Source organism: Candidatus Fukatsuia anoeciicola (assembly GCF_964059965.1).
GTDB lineage: Bacteria > Pseudomonadota > Gammaproteobacteria > Enterobacterales > Enterobacteriaceae > Fukatsuia > Fukatsuia anoeciicola.
Map to the genome: position 1 here is coordinate 179,040 of NZ_OZ060923.1, position 19,717 is coordinate 198,756.

Consider the following 19,717-nt stretch of genomic DNA (forward strand, 5'->3'; position numbering starts at 1 on the left):
TCTTAAAATTTACCATTAATTTTTTTAAAAACTATACAATATAATAATAATTATTTAAATTTTTTATCGCTATTTTTTGTAGTGAAAATATAGTATTAGTTAATTTTTTTCTTCATGTAATTATCTACTTTAAATATTAATTAACTTAACAAGATTAGCTATACCTTATTTTTTATAATGCAATAGGATAATTTTATTATTTTAATTGATCAATAACCATGTGGTAGTAGTTTTTATAAGTGTTATAAAAAATTCAGTAACATATATTATTAGTATTATTTAAATTATTATTGTATTTCATGTAGTTTTTTAAAAATTAAATAACACTAAAAATTCTTTTTTGTAATTTTTAGTATTTTATGTTTTAGTTATTTATTTTTTAGATTTTTTTTAATATCTATTTTATTTTTAAAAATAATGAATATTTTTCTATATTTTTATTTATATTTATATACAATTTAGTAGTAACACTATCAATAATATTGTTTTACTAAAAATTTCTTAATTTATCCATACTCTCTTTTTATTTTTCTTAAAACAATTTTAAAGATTTTAGTTATTTTAATTCATCTTATATTATTTTTGAGTTTATTATAATAAGTTTTTAAAATTTAATAAATTATTTTATTTTTAGGAAAATTATTTTATACATCAATAACCTTATAACTTAATACTTAATATTTAATAATTTATTTTTGCATAATATCAAGATTATTTATCTATTTATATTTTATTAACATGTATTAGCTATTAAAAGAAAATAAGCTCTAGTCTACACATAAACAGCAATATACTTTAATATAGAAATAATAATCTGAAATAGTAAATTAAATAAATTAAACATTACTTATTATCTAATAAAATTATTGTTAAATAGATACAATAAATAGCATACTCGCTTAGTATAGAGAACTATTCTAATACTTATTAATACAGGATACTTAATATCTAGTAAAATACTCAAAGTATTTATCATGTATTTAATTACATCAAATTTTGCTATAAAATTTTAGAATAGACTCTAGAATTTATATTCTAGCAACTAGAATACGTATTAATTTATTAGATATCGCTAAGAGATGTTATTAATTATTGATATTTTTAATTATAATATTAATTATAATATTTTCTATACCTAAAATAGTCTAAAACTTAATACCTAAACTTCCTAAAGCAATAGTTATTATTATAAGTAATATGTATTCTATAAATACTAGAATACTTAAGATACAATATTAAAAACTGAGATAGTATTTTAATGCTTTCCTATTTGTTTTTTAAGTCTAAAATTTTATTTATATTCAATATAGTAGATGCTATGTAACATAATTATTTTTATTGACAAATATTTATTAATATAATTTTATTAATTGTTTTATAATTAATTTATAGTTAATATTATAATAAATAAGTCTTTTTTACTTTTGTAAATAAAAGTTAATATCTTTAATAATAGACTTATTACAAAATTAAATAATAGATTTATTGTAAAAATATAGAAAAACTATAAATTTAAGGTATCTAAAATGTAAAGAGTTTTTAATATAGATAAATATATAGTAAATTTCTAATAAGCCTAAAAAATTAGTATATATTATAAATAGGCATAATTAAAGATCTTAGTTAAAGTGGTAAATACTAAGGGCAGTTACGTAATAATAATTTTATTAAAGATTTATCCTTATAAACTTTAGATTCAATAATCTAATAATGTAGAGAACTATTTTATAACGATAAATTTAATAATAGATATCTAAATTTTTTTATTATATACTAATATTAATAGTGATCATGCGTTATATTATTAAGCAATTTAGTAATAAAAGAAAAAATAATTAATTATTTTTTAGAGTATACTTCTAAATTTAATTTATTTTTATTTAGTTTATTTTATTTTTTATCATTAACATAACTTATTATCATTAAAGCACATTACTATAACTCTAATTATTATCGAATTAATATATACTCTAAGTTATAGTAATTTCTTTGTTAATTTAGTTGCTTAATAAAATTTTTTCCATAGAATTCTTACAGGACTATAGGAAACACTATTAAGTTAAGATATTTAAAGTAAAATAACTATAGCATATATGTAAATATATAAGAACTACTAGTACAGGATAGCATAAAATTAATAGTGCATATCTATAAATATGTAGTTAGGCTTTACAGTAAATTTAATTAGTTACTATAACCATTGCTATTATTTTAATGGAATTTTAATTATTGATAAAAATACAATCAAACATTCTTATCTCACTTTACCAAAATGCCTTAAACATTGATGGTTTTTATTCAGATGATAGCCAATATATGGCTATTACTCGTCTGGAAGCTCTTTATCAACAGATTATCCATCGCCAAAATATACCACAAACACCTAACACTTTATATAGATGTTTAACTTATTTACTAGGTAAAAAAAAATCTGCTTTGCTTAATCAACCTATTCAAGGGTTGTATATATGGGGAGGAGTTGGTCGAGGAAAAACCTGGCTTATGGATTTATTTTTTTATAACTTGCCTGGGAAACGCAAACTACGACTACATTTTCATTATTTTATGTTACAAATTCACCAGCAACTTACTAAGTTTCAGGGAAATGAAAATCCGTTAGAAAAAGTAGCAGATGAATTTAAAGTTCAAACTGATGTGCTTTGTTTTGATGAATTTTTTGTTTCAAATATCACTGATGCTATGTTATTAACAACGTTATTAGCGGCATTCTTTGCTAGAGGGATTACTTTAGTCATTACATCTAATATACCGCCAGATAATCTTTACTGTAATGGTTTACAGAGAGATCGCTTTTTACCAGCTATTGTATTAATAAAAAAATATTGTGAGATTATGAATGTAGATGCTGGTATTGATTATCGTCTACGTTCATTAACTTCAATGCCTTTATATTTAACACCTCTTAATCATCAAACAGAACAAAAAATGACACAGTTTTTTATCAAATTAGCTGGAACTAAAGAAAAATCATCGTCCATGTTGCAAGTTAATCACCGATCAATGCATATAATCTGTAGAGCCGAAGGAATATTAGCAATTAATTTTCATGTTTTATGTAAAGAAGCTCGTAGTTTTTTAGATTATATTGTATTATCACAACAATATCATACAGTATTATTACATAATGTTCCCTGTATGAAAGTAGTAGAAACATTAGTGCATAATGAAGAAAATCATGCGCGACGTTTTTTAGAGTTAATTGATGAATTCTACGAACATAAAGTAAAACTTATTATTGCTGCACAAGTTCCAATGCATAAATTATATCAAGGAAAACATCTTAAATTAGAATACCAGAGGTGCTTATCGCGTTTACAAGAGATGCAAAGCGAAAAATATCTTAGATTACCACATATTCCTTAAATATAGAATAATACAAACCTGACATATTTCTTAAATCTAATATGTATTTACAAATACTAGCTATAAATTTTACTTATCTAGTTCTTATAACTTTTATATAATAAGAATCTTGTAATTCAATATATAGTATATAAATAATTTATTCCTACATAATATTAAGATTATTTATCTATTAAGATTTTACTAGAATATGTTAACATTGAACTAAAAAAATTTAATATGTATAAATAGTAATAACTTTTAGTATAAAAATATAAGTTTTATGTATCTTCTTACTTATTCTTAATTCTTGATTATATCGAGTATAAATAGGTTTAAATTAAAATATTTCATGAAGAACAATAATGCAGTATTTACCTGATATTTTCTTATAATTTTATTCAAATAAAACAACAAGATATCTTGTACATCATATACTATATTTTACTATATTCTAGGTCTCTTAGCTTAATACAATAAACAAAAGGTTTACAAAAGTCTTCTGTTAGTTTTGATTAATACTTTTATATAAAAATAATTCGATTTTTATAGTTAAGTTCTCTATAATTCTATAATTCTATAATTCTATAATTCTATATTATTAATATAGTTTTTTCAGAAACTATATAGTAAGCTTTTTAAGAAATAGTTTTATTGTATAAATAAAATTAAAATATAGTGCACGATATTTATTAACTAGTTATACCGTGTTAACCTATAAAGATATGATCAGTTTACTATGTATAACAAATCTTATAAATCATTATTTATTATATAAAGTCAATGTACTTAGAATATAATAATATATATAAAAATTCTTAGTATTACGTAATATGTATTACATCCTATAACAAATATGCAAATAGTCTAATAAAGAGAATAAATAAAGATATTAGATTAATTTTTAATGGTATATTAACAGATATAATATATTTTATATAAGTTTTTAGATTATTAGTAATAATAATTTCTTAAATAAGATAGTTCTGTGAATCTCAAGTTATATGTATTGAATATTCACTAATATATAACTTATTAATTAGGTAGTGTTTAATGAAAACTTTTACAGCTAAACCAGATACTCTTAACTGGTATGTTGTTAGTGAAGATAATAAGACTCTTGGTCGTCTCGTAAAATGGAGAGATGTTAGTAATAAACATGATTTTATTGATATAACTAGTATTAACTATAAAAATATTATCGATAAAAGTAGCAACACTACACAATATTATCACTGGTATTTTGTTAATTCTAGTGGAAAAACAGTAGCTCGTATTGCAAAACCAGGAACTATAATAAACCATGATGATTGGTCTATTATCAATAAAAATGATAAAATGATTATTCAACTCACACACCCAAGAGCTATAAAACATAATTGGTCTGTTGTTGATGCGAATGGAATAATTTTAGGTCACTTAGTAGCTAAACTAGAAATTTTAGAACGTAACTGGTATATTGTTGATGCTACTAGTAAAATATTGGGTCGTCTTGCAACTGAGTTAGCTCACCGTTTACGTGGAAAACATAAAGTGGAATATACTCCACACATTGATACTGGTGATTATATTATTGTGTTAAATGCGAGCAAAATTATAGTAACAGGTAATAAACGTAAAGAAAAAATTTATTACCGTTATACTGGTTACGTAGGTGGCCTTAAACAAACAACATTTGAAGAAATGATTGCTTTTTGCCCTGAACGGGTAATTAAGATCGCGGTTAAAGGTATGTTACCAAAAGGGCCTTTAGGTCGTAAAATGTATCGTAAACTTAAAGTTTATGCAGGTAGCGCGCACCAACATGCAGCACAACAACCGCAAGTTTTAAATATTTAATTGGGATTATAGTAATGGCTGAAAATCAATATTATGGTACTGGTCGTCGCAAAACCTCTTGCGCCCGTGTCTTTGCTAGACTGGGCAGTGGTAAAATCTCAATTAACCAACGTTCTCTGGAGAGCTACTTTAGTTGTGAAACAGCTCACATGGTAGTGCGTCAACCGTTAAAACTTATAAATATGGAAGAAAAATTTGACTTATACATAACTGTAAAAGGTGGTGGTATTTCAGGTCAAGCTGGAGCTATTCGTCATGGAATCACTCGTGCATTAATAAAATATGACGAATATCTACGTGGCGCAATGCGTGATGCTGGTTTTGTGGTACGTGATTCACGTCAAGTTGAGCGTAAAAAAATAGGTCTACGTAAAGCACGCCGTCGTCCACAATTTTCTAAGCGTTAATTTTTTACAGTATAAAGTTTATACTAAAACCCGGTATTTAATGCCGGGTTTTAATTATCTAGTAAACTATCATTTATTTATGTGTTTATTTTTAATATTTCAGGCTAACTTAGAGGTTTTTATGGGTATCACTGCTAATAAGCGTTCGGTGATAACGTTGTTTTCTGATCCAACCGACATTTCTAGTCATCAAGTACGTATTGTTTTAGCAGAAAAAGGTATCGGTATTCAAATTGAGGAGGTTAACCTCGATAATCCATCACAAGATTTACGTAATCTTAACCCTTCTTGTACTGTTCCTACATTAATAGAACGAGATCTAACATTATATCCAACTCTTAATATTTTAGAATACTTAGATGAACGTTATCCACATCCACCTTTAATGCCAGTTTATCCAATAGCCCGTGCTAGAAGTCGTTTACTAATGTATAGTATAAAAAATGACTGGTATTCATTGCAAACTAAAATCAAACAAGCCAATACTCAGGAAGCAACAGTAGCACGTCAACAATTAAGTAAAGCATTATTAGAAATTGCACCAACTTTTAAAAAATTTTCTTACTTTATGAGTCATGAATTTAGCTTAGTTGATTGTTTTCTAGTTCCACTATTATGGCGCTTAAAAGTGCTTGAAATTGATAATTTAATAAATTGCAAAGAAAGTGCTAAAGAGCTAAAAAACTATATGAGCCGTACTTTTAAACGCAAAAGTTTTCTAGACTCATTAACTGAAGCTGAACGTGAAATGCGGCCAAAAGGTTACAATTTTTTATGAAAACAATAAGTATATATTCACATCGCTTTTACTTGTTACGAACAATTTATAATTGGTTAATTAGTAATAAATATACTCCCTATATATTAGTTGATACTACGCAATCTCATATACAAATTCCTCAAAAGCAAACTAATGATAATAGACGAATAATTTTAAATATCAGCACTAAAGCAGTAGAAAATTTAAAATTAGGTAATACTGAACTAAATTTTCAAGCAAGCTTTAACCATATTCCATTTCATATAAAAATACCAATAAAAGCAGTATTAGCTATCTATGCCCAAGAAAATGGGATCGGCATGGAATTTGGGTTAGAAGACTCATATAATACTAACATAGAAACAGCAGCGATAAATCTATCTCATATTAATAATAAAAACTTAACAGCGTTCCATAAGTTAATATTGATTAATAATACGTCTAAAAAAATTAATAATAATTTATCCGATGATTATGAGTCACAACGAAAACAAAAAGGTAAATACCCAGCATTACGAGTAATTAAATAATTATTAGACATAATCTGATAGTAATAAAATTACTAGCTAAGCAAATTATATAAGATCTAGGTATTGATAATTAGATCTAGTAACATCTGTTAAGTGGCTATTTGAAATATATAGTACTTCTAAATATGCCTATTAGTATGTTATAAAAGCATTTATTAACTAGTTACTACAATTAATACATAAAATATATATATTACTTAACTTAAATAATTTAAATTTAAGATATTATGCTAATAATTACTATTAATTATGAAATAATTATAAATATATATAAGTTAAGAACATAATAAAGATCTTATAACTTAACATATGATACATAAATAATTTATTTATATATAATATTAAGATGACTATCCATTAATATTTAAGTAACATGTATTACCTATTAAATAAAAAAATCTTAACATATATAGTAATTTACTTTAGTATAGAAAGTATTAATTAATGATATAAATAAAAGAATTAAAACTTGCTGATATATATAAACTTACTACTAAGATAGGCATTTTAGGAACTATATAAATAAATATGAATAAAGTTATAAAAATAAATAATTAGCGTTATATTATTTATTTTTATAAAATAAAATACTTCGGTTTGACCTGTTTACATTAATGAAATTAAGTTATAAAAAATAAGTTAGTTAATTTTATATAATTACGGTTTATTTGCTATCTATATTTCATTAATTACATTAAAATCAAACTCGCTATTACTATTATTACTGATTTAAAGTACGATCTAACTCGTATTATTATAAAATAATCTCTATGAAAATTTATTTTATAAAAGTTATTTTTTATAAAAAATTAATTAAATAAAAAAATAAGTTATCTTATAGTATTAAAGTAAAAAAATAATAAATACGAAATAATATACTTAAGCTACTTAAAATTTATAATAATAAAAAATTAAATCTAAAATTTGACTAAAAGAACTTTCTTTAATACTGAATTATTATTTAGTAATATATCTAAACTCATGCAAAAGACAAATAAATAATTTAATTATAATTATAATTATAATTATATAACTAAAAACTAAAATTTGCAAATAGTATAATAATTTACTCAAGTTATGAGTAAGCCTAACAAATATACTTCTAATAAAATAAATAACTAAAATTTTTACTGAGATAGAGATTTTTTATAGTAAATATTAATTTTTTATTAGTATATTAATATAAAGCATTGTAAATATAGTTATCATAAAACAAGTGATTATTAGCAGTAGTTATCAATTTAACTAGTAATATTTTAACTAATAATACCTAGCTATTTTAGAATATTTTAGGTATATATCAGTATTAGCACACTACTACTAGTATAAGTAGTTTTTTAACTATAATCTAAATTAATATTAATTATAGAAGATTCTTAATAAAGTTATCCTATATTGATTATAGGATTATATTATAGTACCTATTATTATATATTAGAGTTATTTTCTATCAAAAATATTATTTTAATAGAAAATTAGATGTAAGTATTAAATTAGAAAATAAACTACGCAATTACTACTAAAATATAGTTTAAAGTAAAAAAACATATATATATTAAGAGAAATACGCATGTAGTATTATACTAAAATGTTAGATTTTACTTAAAGTAATTATAGAAGAAAATATATAATTTTTTATTTACCTGTTAGCTATATACAGAACTATTTTAGTAACTAATAATACACTATTAACTTCTTAAGTAATAATAAATTCACTTATTTAATATAAATTATGATGATAATTATCATTTAATTCATAATTTAATAAACTAAATCATCCAGTTACCTCTTAATTAGTTCAGTTTATTATCTAAACTAAGTAATTATGTAACACCAATAAAAACTATAATTTATATACTACGTAAATATAACTCATCTAATAGTATAAAAGTAAATATTCTTAATTAATTATAGATAATAAATAATTATTTTATAATAGTTTATGTGTAGCAATAATATAACTAGAAATAGTAAATATTAAGTTAATCATTATATATCTTATTTTTAACTATAAGAAATTAATGAGTAAATTAAATTTACTATTATTGCCTATTCCAATTTTTTTAATATTCTAAAAATAGAAAATAGACAAAAAATAAATATTTAAAATATATTTAATAAAGTCTTAACAAATATAAGAGATTTTAAATAGTTTCTAAGGAGTAAAATTATGAATATATACCTAGTAGGTGGTGCTGTTCGTGATAGTTTATTAAATCTGCCAATTAGTGAAAAAGATTGGGTAATCGTTAATGCAACTCCTGAAAAATTACTTTCTTTAGGTTATCAACAAGTAGGAAGAGACTTTCCTGTTTTTCTTCATCCTATTACTCGTGAGGAATACGCTTTAGCACGTACGGAACATAAGTCTGGTCATGGTTACACGGGTTTTACCTGTTATGCAGCACCTGATGTTACATTAGAAGAAGATTTATATCGACGAGACCTTACGATTAATGCGATGGCTCGTGATTATACAAATAATAAATTAATTGATCCATATCAAGGTAAAAAAGATCTTACTAATCGTGTGTTACGTCATGTTTCTGATACTTTTATTGAAGACCCTCTACGTGTACTACGAATAGCACGTTTTATCGCACGCTTTGCGCATTTAGGTTTTACTATTGCCTCAGAAACCTTTACGCTAATGATAAAAATAGTTAATAATGGCGAGTTATCTAATTTAGTTGCAGAGCGGGTTTGGCAAGAAACTAAAAAAGCATTAATAAGCCAAAGTCCACATAAGTATTTTCAGATATTACGTGATTGCGGGGCACTAGCCGTATTATTCCCTGAAATTGATGCACTATTTGGCGTACCCGCTCCTATCAGATGGCATCCTGAAATTGACACCGGTATTCATACATTAATGACACTGGATATTGCTGCTTGTTTAAGTACGCAAATAGAAGTGCGTTTTTCAGCATTATGCCACGACCTTGGTAAAGGATTAACGGCTAAAGAATTTTGGCCTCATCATCATGGTCATAATTTAATGGGAGTAAAGTTAGTAGAACAATTATGTCAACGTTTAAAAGTACCAGCTTCAATACGTGAGTTAGCTAAATTAGCAGCAAAATATCATGATCTAATTCATATAGTTAATAATTTTAAACCTAAAACCTTACTAAAATTATTCGACGCAATTGATGCTTGGCGTAAGCCATATCGTTTATATCAAATGATTATAATTAGTGAAGCTGATGCTCGTGGGCGTGCTGGGTTTGAACATAATTCTTACCCTCAGGGAGATTATTTACGTAATGCTTTTCGTATAGCTAAAGCAATATCAGTACAAGCAGTAATTACCAGTGGCTTAAAAGGTAGTGCTATTATGGATGAACTAAAACATCAACGCCAACTAGCTTTAGTTCGATGGGGAAAAGACCAAAAATAATTTTTCATATTAGTTAACATGATTTTTAATATTTTAATAAAAAATAAATTAAAAAAATAAATAAGTAGATAAAAAAATCTATTTTTAATATAAGTTTAAGTATAATAGTTATTATAAACTATTACATAATATTATTTTTTGAATTTAAGTTATTAAGATATTCATCTTCTAATTAAAATGTTTACACATAAATTAAAGATTAACAGATTAATTTTTATAAAAAAATTTTTATTTTAGCATAAATTTTTAAATTATACTACTTTATCTTTATAAATTTAAATAATATTACCTAATAAATCTTGTTATTTTATTAAGATTACACTTAATTACAATACTTATAATTTCATAAGATTAATCAATATTAAAAAAATAATTTAAGTATATTTTTATAATTAAACTATTACTTTAAGTATTTATGTAAATTTTTTATATACTAAAAGTTAATAATTTTATTTGTATATATTCTTATTTTTTAGTTACGTATTTTTAATTATTTTTCTTAGAAAACATAAGAAATTCTTTTTACATATATCTAATAAATTTTTTATTACGGTAAGACAGTAATTAATTATATCTAGTTAATATATAACTAAAAATAAGTATAAATAATCAATATTATTAAATTTAAAAAACAAATATGTGATCTTATTAGGTAAATTAAAACTAACATAAAATATAATATTAAATTATATGTTAGTGCTAACTAATAATTCTTTATTTATAAAAATGTCTTTTATGTATTTATTTTAATATTTTGCATGAATATAAGCAGCGCTCAATAATTACCCCAACATACTTAGCCTGTGGTACTGCATTTGGTTTGCTAACCTTTATCCGTACCCAAGGCGAGTGAAAATGTGTTAATAATAACTCAGCAACCTCATTCGCAACCCGTTCGATTAGAGCAAAACTATTTTTTTCTACATATTGTAAAATAACCTTACTAATTTCTGCGTAATTTAAACTATCTTTAATATTATCACTAATAGCAGCTTTATGGTTATCTGATCCTATTTCAATATCAAAAATTAATTTCTGGCGAATACTTTGTTCCCAATCATAAACACCAATAGTAGTCATAACACAGAGTTGTTTAATAAATATGATATCCATTGAGGAGTATTCTCTGTTTCCTAAAACTAGAAATCTTATAGAAGGATTAAATCATTTATTACTATTTATAAAAAGTTATTCTAATTGTTTATGCTTTTTGCAAATTAGTATAACATATTGGTATTATATTAGGTGATTTACATTTCTTTTTTGGTTTTAAGAAACTTGCAAAAATTATATGCTAGTATAACATATAGGAAATTAGCAAAATTAAACCCAATAATATACTTTATGATACACTCAAGTTCTTTTATAAGCTTAATTAGATTGTTACGAGATTATTGTTAATTAGTATAACATTAATTGATTTTTTATATCATAAACCTTATTTAGAAGTAAGATTATAAATTATTTTAACGCATTAGTCCTTAAATATAAGAATTACTGCGGAGCATTTTTCTTTAATTTATATTTTTAATATTTATAATTATTTTAAGATAATCTTGTAATTTTTTATAAGTCTCTACTTATTAAAAAATTCTTTTTATTTATCATAATATTTACTTAATTTTTTTATTATTATTTATACTATCAAAAAAATTTAAATAATATATATTCAAAAATTTTTATTTATAAAATATTTTTTATGAAATATATTTATTTATATTATAATATAAATGGATTATTTTATCTAACTTTAATTAAAGTTAGAAATAAAGATAAATTTGAATTTTAAAAATAATCTACTACTCTAAAAAAATATATAAAAAATCAGCGCAATTTTTTAGAATGTAGTATAAAAATCTTGTTTATCTATTTTATATTAAGAACTAAATTAATCTTTTAAACTTTATTTATTTTATTTGGATCTATAAAATTTTAATATAACCTCTTTTTCTCTATAATTTAAATTAAGCAGCTTAAATTATGTTAATAACTTTAACTAAAGTTAGTTAAAAATATTTTTAAGGTATATCAAAAAATATTATTTTATACCTCAAAAATTTCTACCTGTAGATACGGATATTCTTATGAAGAATAACTTTATAAATATAAGATGTTCATTAATTAAATAATATTACCTATTAATAAGTCAACTCTGATAATGACCATCTAGGTCTTACAGTAATATTAAGATCATTCTTTATATCTGAATTAGTTTTTAACCGAACCCATCCCGTATAAGCAATCATAGCACCATTATCTGTACAAAACTCCGGTCTAGCATAAAATATTTCACCACCACGTTGGCGCATCATTTCAGCTAACCTAGATCTAAGTGTATGATTAGCACTCACCCCGCCAGCAATTACCAAACGAGCTAAACCACTTTGATCTAATGCACGTTTACATTTTATAGCTAGTGTATCAATGATTGCATCTTCAAATGCACGCGCAATATCAGCACGAGTTTGATTTTCATTGTTATTAGTACGAATAGTATTAGCTACAAATGTTTTTAAACCAGAAAAACTAAAATTAAGACCAGGACGATCAGTCATAGGTCTCGGAAATATAAAACGTTTTGCATTTCCTTGTTTTGCAAAACATGATAACATGGCACCATTAGGATAATCTAAATCTAATAATTTTGCAACTTTATCAAAAGCTTCTCCAGCAGCATCATCTATAGATTCTCCTAAAAGTTGATACCTGCCGATATCTGTTGCACTGATAAGTTGAGTATGTCCTCCTGAAACTAGTAATGCAATAAAAGGAAATGATGGTGCGAAATTTTCTAACATTGGAGAAAGTAAATGACCTTCCATATGATGTACTGGTACTGCTGGAATTTGCCAGGCAAAGGCTAATGCGCAACCTACAGTTGCCCCTACCAATAATGCACCTACTAGTCCAGGGCCAGCAGTATAAGCAACAGCATCAATATCTTTACTATTAAGCTTGGCCTCTTGTAGTACTGCTTGGATAAGTGGTACCGTTTTTCGTACATGATCACGGGAAGCTAATTCAGGAACAATGCCGCCATAATTAGCATGTAATTTTGCTTGACTATATAATTGATTACCTAATAAACCTTTTTCACCATCATATACAGCAATACCTGTTTCATCACAGGAAGTTTCTATACCTAAAACGCACTTTATTTTTCCCATTGTTCTTACCTTATCAAGTTTCTTACGAATTATAGTAAGTATTTAAAAATTAGAATACATAATACGTAGAAACCTAGTACATATACAAAGTACAAGAGAATTATAAATACTAATAATACAGAATTTTAGTATATCACTTATAGCGCACAGGAAATTTTATAAGAAGTTTATATTTAATAAATTTTTTTAAGTTATACTAAGATAGTAATTAATTGAATTCTAGTAATTTACAGGTATTACATGACTAAGATTACTATAAGCAAATAATACTACTGTAACCTAAAAAGTAAATAAATATATTACTTTACCTTTAAAATAGAATACTTAGAATATTATCATATAATTTATTATAGGTTAGTTATCTACAATTAACTATATTTTAGTATGAACATCTATAGTAGTACTTTACAAAAGTACTACTAATGCAGTAAAATTTCTTAATATCTTTAAAAGATAACTAGTCTCTAAAATTAGTTATAAATTGATTTTACCAAGGATCACAGTATATGCCAATAATTAAAGTACGTGAAAATGAGCCTTTTGATGTGGCTCTTCGCCGTTTCAAGCGTGCTTGCGAAAAAGCAGGAGTTTTATCTGAAGTACGTCGTCGTGAGTTCTATGAAAAGCCTACTACTGAAAGGAAACGAGCTAAAGCTTCTGCAGTAAAACGTAAAATAAAGCAAGTTACTCGTGAAGCTATGCGTCGTATTCGTCTATATTGATTTTAAAAGCAAAAAATTTTATTATTTAATTATTCTTTATCTGTTTTATTATACAAGAAATATAGCCGTACTCTTTGATAGGAAAATATAATTTATTCTCGTTTAGTAAACTATAAATAAAGTTATTTTAGCAAACTGGCAAATAAAGGCATTATGGTTGGACGTATTCCACGCATATTTATTAATGAGTTACTAGCCCGTACCAATATTGTTAATCTAATTAAGGTTCGGGCAAAATTAAAGAAACAAGGTAAAAATTATATTACGCATTGTCTATTCCATTATGAGAAAACACCTTCATTTACTATCAATAGTGATAAACAATTTTATTATTGCTTTGGTTGTGGTGCTCACGGTAATGCAATAGATTTTCTTATGAATTATGATCAATTACAATTTATTGAAAGTATTGAGGAATTAGCTGTTATCAACGGAATGACCGTGCCTTATGAAAATAGAACTGCTGCTAACTACATTGAATACCAGCAACGACAAAATATTTATCAATTGATGGAACAAATAGGCAGGTTTTATCAACAATCACTTAATAGTCCGTCAGCAAGCTCTGCCTACCACTATCTTAAGCGACGCGGATTAAGTAAAGAGATTATCCAGCGCTTTGCTATTGGTTTTTCTCCTGCTGGTTGGAATAACCTAATAAAACATTTTGGCAATAACAAGGAAAATCGTGCAATATTAAATAAAACTGGCATGTTAGTGGTTAATAGTATGCAACATAGTCAAGTAGCACAGAATGGTACGGAACATAACTATGATAGGTTTCGTGAACGTATTATGTTTCCAATCCGTGATAAACGTGGCCGTATCATTGCTTTTGGTGGTCGTGTTCTTAGTAATAATATACCTAAGTATTTAAATTCACCTGAAACAGAAATTTTTCATAAAGGTCGCCAACTTTATGGTTTATATGAAGCGTTAACTAAACAGTCTAATCTAACATGTTTATTAGTCGTTGAAGGATACATGGATGTAATAGCTTTGGCGCAATTTGGTATTCATTATGTAGTTGCATCACTTGGAATAGCAATAACCACTGAACATATTCAATTATTATTTCGCATCACAGATAATATTATTTGGTGTTATGATGGCGATAAATCTGGAAGGGACGCCGCTTGGCGAGCATTAAAAATAATGCTTCCTTATTTAAATGACGGACGTCAGCTACGCTTTATGTTTTTACCTGAAGGTGAAGATCCCGATACTCTAATACGTAAAGAAGGGCAAGCAGCCTTTCAACAACGTATGAAACAGGCGCCGCTACTCTCTCAGTTCCTGCTTGAAACACTAATACTACAGGTTGATCTAAGTAATCCTGATGGGCGCGCTAAACTAAGCGCCTTAGCTTTACCATTAATCGCTCAAGTACCAGGAGAAACATTACGACTCTGTTTGCGTCAACAATTAGGTAATAAATTAGGTATTCTAGATGATTATCTTTTAGATAAACTAATACCTAAGCGCTCTAAAAATATTAATACCTACCTACAGCCACAGTTAAAATTAACAACTATACGTATACTTATTGCATTGCTATTACAATATCCACATCTGGTAACACTAGTACCATCATTAGAAGGTATTAAACAAACGAAATTAGTTGGTTTATCCTTATTTACTGAATTGGTAAAAACTTGTCTTACCCAGCCAGGTTTAAATACTGGTCAACTTCTAGAGCAATATCGTAGCGCTAAATTTAGTAAGCAACTTAAAAAATTAGCAACTTGGAATATAATAGAGGTAGAAGAAATTATTGAAATAACCTTTCAAGATGCGTTAAACCATCTTTTTGATTCAGCACTAGAAAAACGATTAGAAATTTTAATTGCCCGCGCCCGTACTACGCATGGCTTAAATGCTCAAGAGCGTGAAGAAGTTCGTCTAATCAATGAGGCGCGAGGAAAAAAATGAAATATATAATAATCTAATTATTGATAAATATAAGGATAATCCTCTGTATTAACCGCTAGATTAGGTAGCGGTAATCCAGAACCCAAATGTTATTGTTGGCAACTTTACTAGCTAACACCAACCTAAATATTACTCGCAAGCATGGATACCGTCTTATGGAACAAAACCCGCAGTCACAGCTAAAACTACTTGTCACTCGTGGTAAGGAGCAAGGCTATTTGACCTATGCTGAGGTCAATGACCATCTGCCGGAAGACATCATTGATTCTGAACAGATTGCAGATATCATCCAGATGATTAATGATATGGGCATACAAGTGTTAGAAGAAGCACCTGATGCTGATGATTTGATGTTAGCCGAAAATACCACTGATACTGATGATGATACTGTAGAAGCAGCAGCACAAGTGTTATCTAGTGTTGAAACTGAAATTGGGCGAACAACTGATCCTGTACGTATGTACATGCGAGAAATGGGTACTGTTGAACTTTTAACACGAGAAGGTGAGATTGATATTGCCAAACGCATTGAAGAAGGAATTAATCAAGTACAATGTTCAGTTGCTGAATATCCTGAAGCTATTACTTATTTATTAGAACAGTACGATCGTATTGCTTCTGATCAAGCTAGACTATCTGATCTAATAACTGGATTTGTTGATCCGGATGCACAAGAAGATATAATACCGACCGCTACTCATATTGGTTCTGAATTACCTACTGAAGAAATAGTAGATAATGATGAGAATGATGAAGATAATAATGATGATACTGAAACTGATAACAGTATTGATCCCGAGCTTGCACAACAAAAATTTAGTGAACTACGTGAACAATATGAAAATACTAGGAAAGAAATTAAAAAAAATGGTCGTAACCACGCTGATACTATTATTGAAATTCTAAAACTTTCAGAAATATTTAAACATTTCCGATTAGTACCAAAGCAATTTGATTATCTTGTTAATAATATGCGTTTAATGATGGATCGTGTTCGTACCCAAGAACGTATTATTATGAAACTCTGTGTTGATCAATGCGAAATGCCAAAGAAAATTTTTATTACTCTATTTATTAATAGCGAAACTAGTGAAACTTGGTTTGAAAATGCTTTAAAAATGGGTAAAAGCTGGTCTAAAAAATTGCATAACGTTGCTGATGAAGTAAAACGTAACCTTCAAAAATTACGCTATATTGAGGAAGAGACTAGTTTAACTATTGAACAAGCTAAAGATATTAATCGTCGTATGTCAATTGGTGAAGCTAAAGCACGGCGTGCAAAAAAAGAAATGGTAGAAGCTAACTTACGTTTAGTAATTTCAATTGCTAAAAAATATACTAATCGTGGCCTACAGTTTCTTGATCTAATTCAAGAAGGTAATATTGGTTTAATGAAAGCAGTTGATAAATTTGAATATCGTCGTGGTTATAAATTTTCTACTTACGCTACCTGGTGGATTCGTCAAGCAATTACCCGTTCAATTGCTGACCAAGCACGTACTATTCGTATTCCAGTACATATGATTGAAACAATAAATAAACTTAATCGTATTTCACGCCAGATGTTACAGGAAATAGGAAGAGAACCAACACCAGAAGAATTAGCAGAACGCATGTTAATACCAGAAGATAAAATCCGTAAGGTACTAAAAATTGCTAAAGAACCAATTTCAATGGAAACTCCGATTGGAGATGATGAAGATTCACATTTGGGTGATTTTATTGAGGATACAATACAAGAGTTACCGCTTGGGTCAGCAACTTCTGAAAGTTTACGCTCAGCAACTCATGATATACTAGCGGGTCTTACTGCTCGTGAAGCAAAAGTACTTCGTATGCGTTTTGGTATTGATATGAATACTGACCATACCTTAGAAGAAGTTGGTAAACAATTTGATGTTACTCGTGAACGTATTCGCCAAATTGAAGCTAAAGCATTACGTAAACTACGTCACCCAAGCCGTTCTGAAACACTACGCAGTTTTCTTGATGATTAAATTGTTATTACCTACTCTCCCTATCTTAGGTAGGGAGAGATTACGTTAATATAACAAGATAATTGTTAGTTTTTAAATACTAATACTAAAATTAATAAAGTTATAATAAATTAAGAAGCACTCATATTAAGAAAAACTAAGTTTAATTGTTTTTTGATAAACAAGTACTATAAGAAACAATAACAAAAATAATCTAATAATTGAATAATAGGTATCTTAGTATTTATTATACTAATTTAGATAAATTTTATAAGATACGTTTTACTAAATTAAAAACATATATTAATTAACGAAGATTATGGTGTATGTATTGCATTACACTATTTTCTAAAAAATTTAGGTAAAATTATTTTTGATTAATTAACCTTTTGATGTTTTATACAAAAAAATTATTATTTAATATAATACATAAATAATATTTTGATTGTGAATAACAAATTTTAAAAAATTAACAAATCTAATTATGATATTGTTTTAAACAATATCTGAGATAACATATCACGTTAATTTTAATTAATCATAATACTAACTTAGTAAAGTTTTTAAAAGATAATTTTATTATCTAGTAACTAAGGTTATATACGTATTGCTAAAAACTCTATTAAATAAAACTCCATACTTTATTAATTTGCTTCCTAGTACACCTAGATATTGTAAGCCTATATATTATTAGATAATATTCTAAATTATTTTTAATAAAATTTCTTAAAAATTTTTTGATTATGATACCTTACGCACTGCCTGTTCAATAAAAATAAGCCGTAATGTACATATAATTCAGTTATAGAAACGGAATCTAGTCTATTAGAACTAATATTATCTACTTAAAGTAGTACCTAACTATAAATCTAGTGCGCTTTATTTATCAATAGGATATACCAAAAATAGTAATATTATTGTGCAAAAAACTAGTTATCTATAATAATCATTTAGTAATTGCTAGTAATCACTATCATATTTTGAGGATTTATAAATTTTTTTCTTAATATTAGCAAAAATAATTTACTTCATTATTCAATTTTTTTGCTTATAGCATAGTTATTTTAACTAAAAACATAATATTTTGATGCATTCATAAACAGGATATTTTATTATATATTCTTATATACTTTAAAGTATATTTTAGAGTTATTGTATAATATTCTTTTAATCTAAGTGTTTTAGTAATTAAAAAATTAATATTTATCAGTAATAAAAGATTTATGAATTATAATTCTATAACTTATACTACATATAGAATAAAAAGTACAGTAGTCATAAAAATTTAAGTTTGTTTTAATAAGAAGCAAATATCTATTGGGTAAAAGCCTAATTTTAGCAAGAATACAAGTTATATTCTCAGACTACGACCTAAAAAATTTATATCAAACTATTTTAATATCTAGTTATAAGAATAAGTAAATTATTAGATATACGTATATAAGTACTAGTAATTTTATAAAAAATTAATTGCTTTTATATTAATTATTCCTTGTTAATTATAGATATGCATATTACTAATAAAGTATAGTATACATTTAGTTTTAAATAAAATATTTATCGTATATTTATATTTAATTATTTAATAATCTTACCAAAAAAATTAATAATTAATATTATA

12 protein-coding genes and 1 pseudogene are annotated in these 19,717 nt (G+C 25.7%); 11 read left to right on the top strand and 2 right to left on the bottom strand.

Annotated elements, in window-relative coordinates; all coding sequences use genetic code 11:
- Window positions 1-2,238 precede the first annotated feature (2,238 nt).
- The 7 genes and pseudogenes from zapE to AB4W73_RS00705 all read left to right on the top strand — a co-directional run bounded on the left by zapE (window position 2,239) and on the right by AB4W73_RS00705 (window position 10,299).
- Window positions 2,239-3,384 (top strand): cell division protein ZapE, encoded by a 1,146-nt coding sequence (zapE, locus tag AB4W73_RS00675; RefSeq protein WP_367680729.1) that lies wholly within the window; start codon window positions 2,239-2,241, stop codon window positions 3,382-3,384.
- A gap of 1,032 nt (window positions 3,385-4,416) precedes the next feature.
- A pseudogene (gene rplM / locus AB4W73_RS00680) lies at window positions 4,417-4,494 on the top strand (50S ribosomal protein L13); the annotation flags it as partial.
- Window positions 4,495-4,770: 276 nt separating this feature from the next.
- On the top strand, window positions 4,771-5,202 hold the full coding sequence (gene rplM / locus AB4W73_RS00685) for a 50S ribosomal protein L13 (protein WP_367680730.1): 432 nt from the start codon (window positions 4,771-4,773) through the stop codon (window positions 5,200-5,202).
- 14 nt (window positions 5,203-5,216) lie between these two features.
- Window positions 5,217-5,609 (top strand): 30S ribosomal protein S9, encoded by a 393-nt coding sequence (rpsI, locus tag AB4W73_RS00690; protein WP_367680545.1) that lies wholly within the window; start codon window positions 5,217-5,219, stop codon window positions 5,607-5,609.
- Window positions 5,610-5,730: 121 nt separating this feature from the next.
- Entirely contained in the window at window positions 5,731-6,387 is a 657-nt protein-coding gene (locus tag AB4W73_RS00695) for a glutathione S-transferase N-terminal domain-containing protein (RefSeq protein ID WP_367680546.1), read from the top strand.
- A complete protein-coding gene (locus tag AB4W73_RS00700) occupies window positions 6,384-6,899 on the top strand; it encodes a stringent starvation protein B (RefSeq protein ID WP_367680547.1) in 516 nt (171 codons plus the stop codon). Before AB4W73_RS00695 ends, AB4W73_RS00700 begins: the two co-directional genes overlap by 4 nt.
- A gap of 2,170 nt (window positions 6,900-9,069) precedes the next feature.
- Window positions 9,070-10,299 (top strand): multifunctional CCA addition/repair protein, encoded by a 1,230-nt coding sequence (locus AB4W73_RS00705; RefSeq protein WP_367680548.1) that lies wholly within the window; start codon window positions 9,070-9,072, stop codon window positions 10,297-10,299.
- Window positions 10,300-11,040: 741 nt separating this feature from the next.
- Here AB4W73_RS00705 and folB read toward each other — a convergent pair.
- The gene (gene folB, locus AB4W73_RS00710; RefSeq protein ID WP_367680549.1) at window positions 11,041-11,412 is read right to left on the bottom strand and encodes a bifunctional dihydroneopterin aldolase/7,8-dihydroneopterin epimerase; all 372 of its coding nucleotides are present in this window, start codon (window positions 11,410-11,412) and stop codon (window positions 11,041-11,043) included.
- 1,025 nt (window positions 11,413-12,437) lie between these two features.
- Window positions 12,438-13,466 carry a tRNA (adenosine(37)-N6)-threonylcarbamoyltransferase complex transferase subunit TsaD gene (tsaD, locus tag AB4W73_RS00715; RefSeq protein WP_367680550.1) on the bottom strand — a complete coding sequence of 343 codons (1,029 nt, stop codon included), beginning with the start codon at window positions 13,464-13,466 and terminating at the stop codon, window positions 12,438-12,440.
- A 506-nt stretch (window positions 13,467-13,972) separates the two neighbouring features.
- On the opposite strand from tsaD, the gene rpsU reads away from it, so the two are divergent.
- The 4 genes from rpsU (at window position 13,973) to AB4W73_RS00735 (ending at window position 18,407) form a co-directional block, all read left to right on the top strand.
- Complete coding sequence (rpsU, locus tag AB4W73_RS00720; RefSeq protein WP_367680551.1) at window positions 13,973-14,188, top strand: 30S ribosomal protein S21; 216 nt, start codon at window positions 13,973-13,975, stop codon at window positions 14,186-14,188.
- A 153-nt stretch (window positions 14,189-14,341) separates the two neighbouring features.
- Entirely contained in the window at window positions 14,342-16,120 is a 1,779-nt protein-coding gene (gene dnaG, locus AB4W73_RS00725; RefSeq protein WP_367680552.1) for a DNA primase, read from the top strand.
- Window positions 16,121-16,206: 86 nt separating this feature from the next.
- The gene (gene rpoD / locus AB4W73_RS00730) at window positions 16,207-18,117 is read left to right on the top strand and encodes an RNA polymerase sigma factor RpoD (protein ID WP_367680553.1); all 1,911 of its coding nucleotides are present in this window, start codon (window positions 16,207-16,209) and stop codon (window positions 18,115-18,117) included.
- 200 nt (window positions 18,118-18,317) lie between these two features.
- Window positions 18,318-18,407, top strand: coding sequence for a hypothetical protein (locus AB4W73_RS00735; RefSeq protein WP_367680554.1), 90 nt, complete (start codon window positions 18,318-18,320; stop codon window positions 18,405-18,407).
- Window positions 18,408-19,717 lie beyond the last annotated feature (1,310 nt).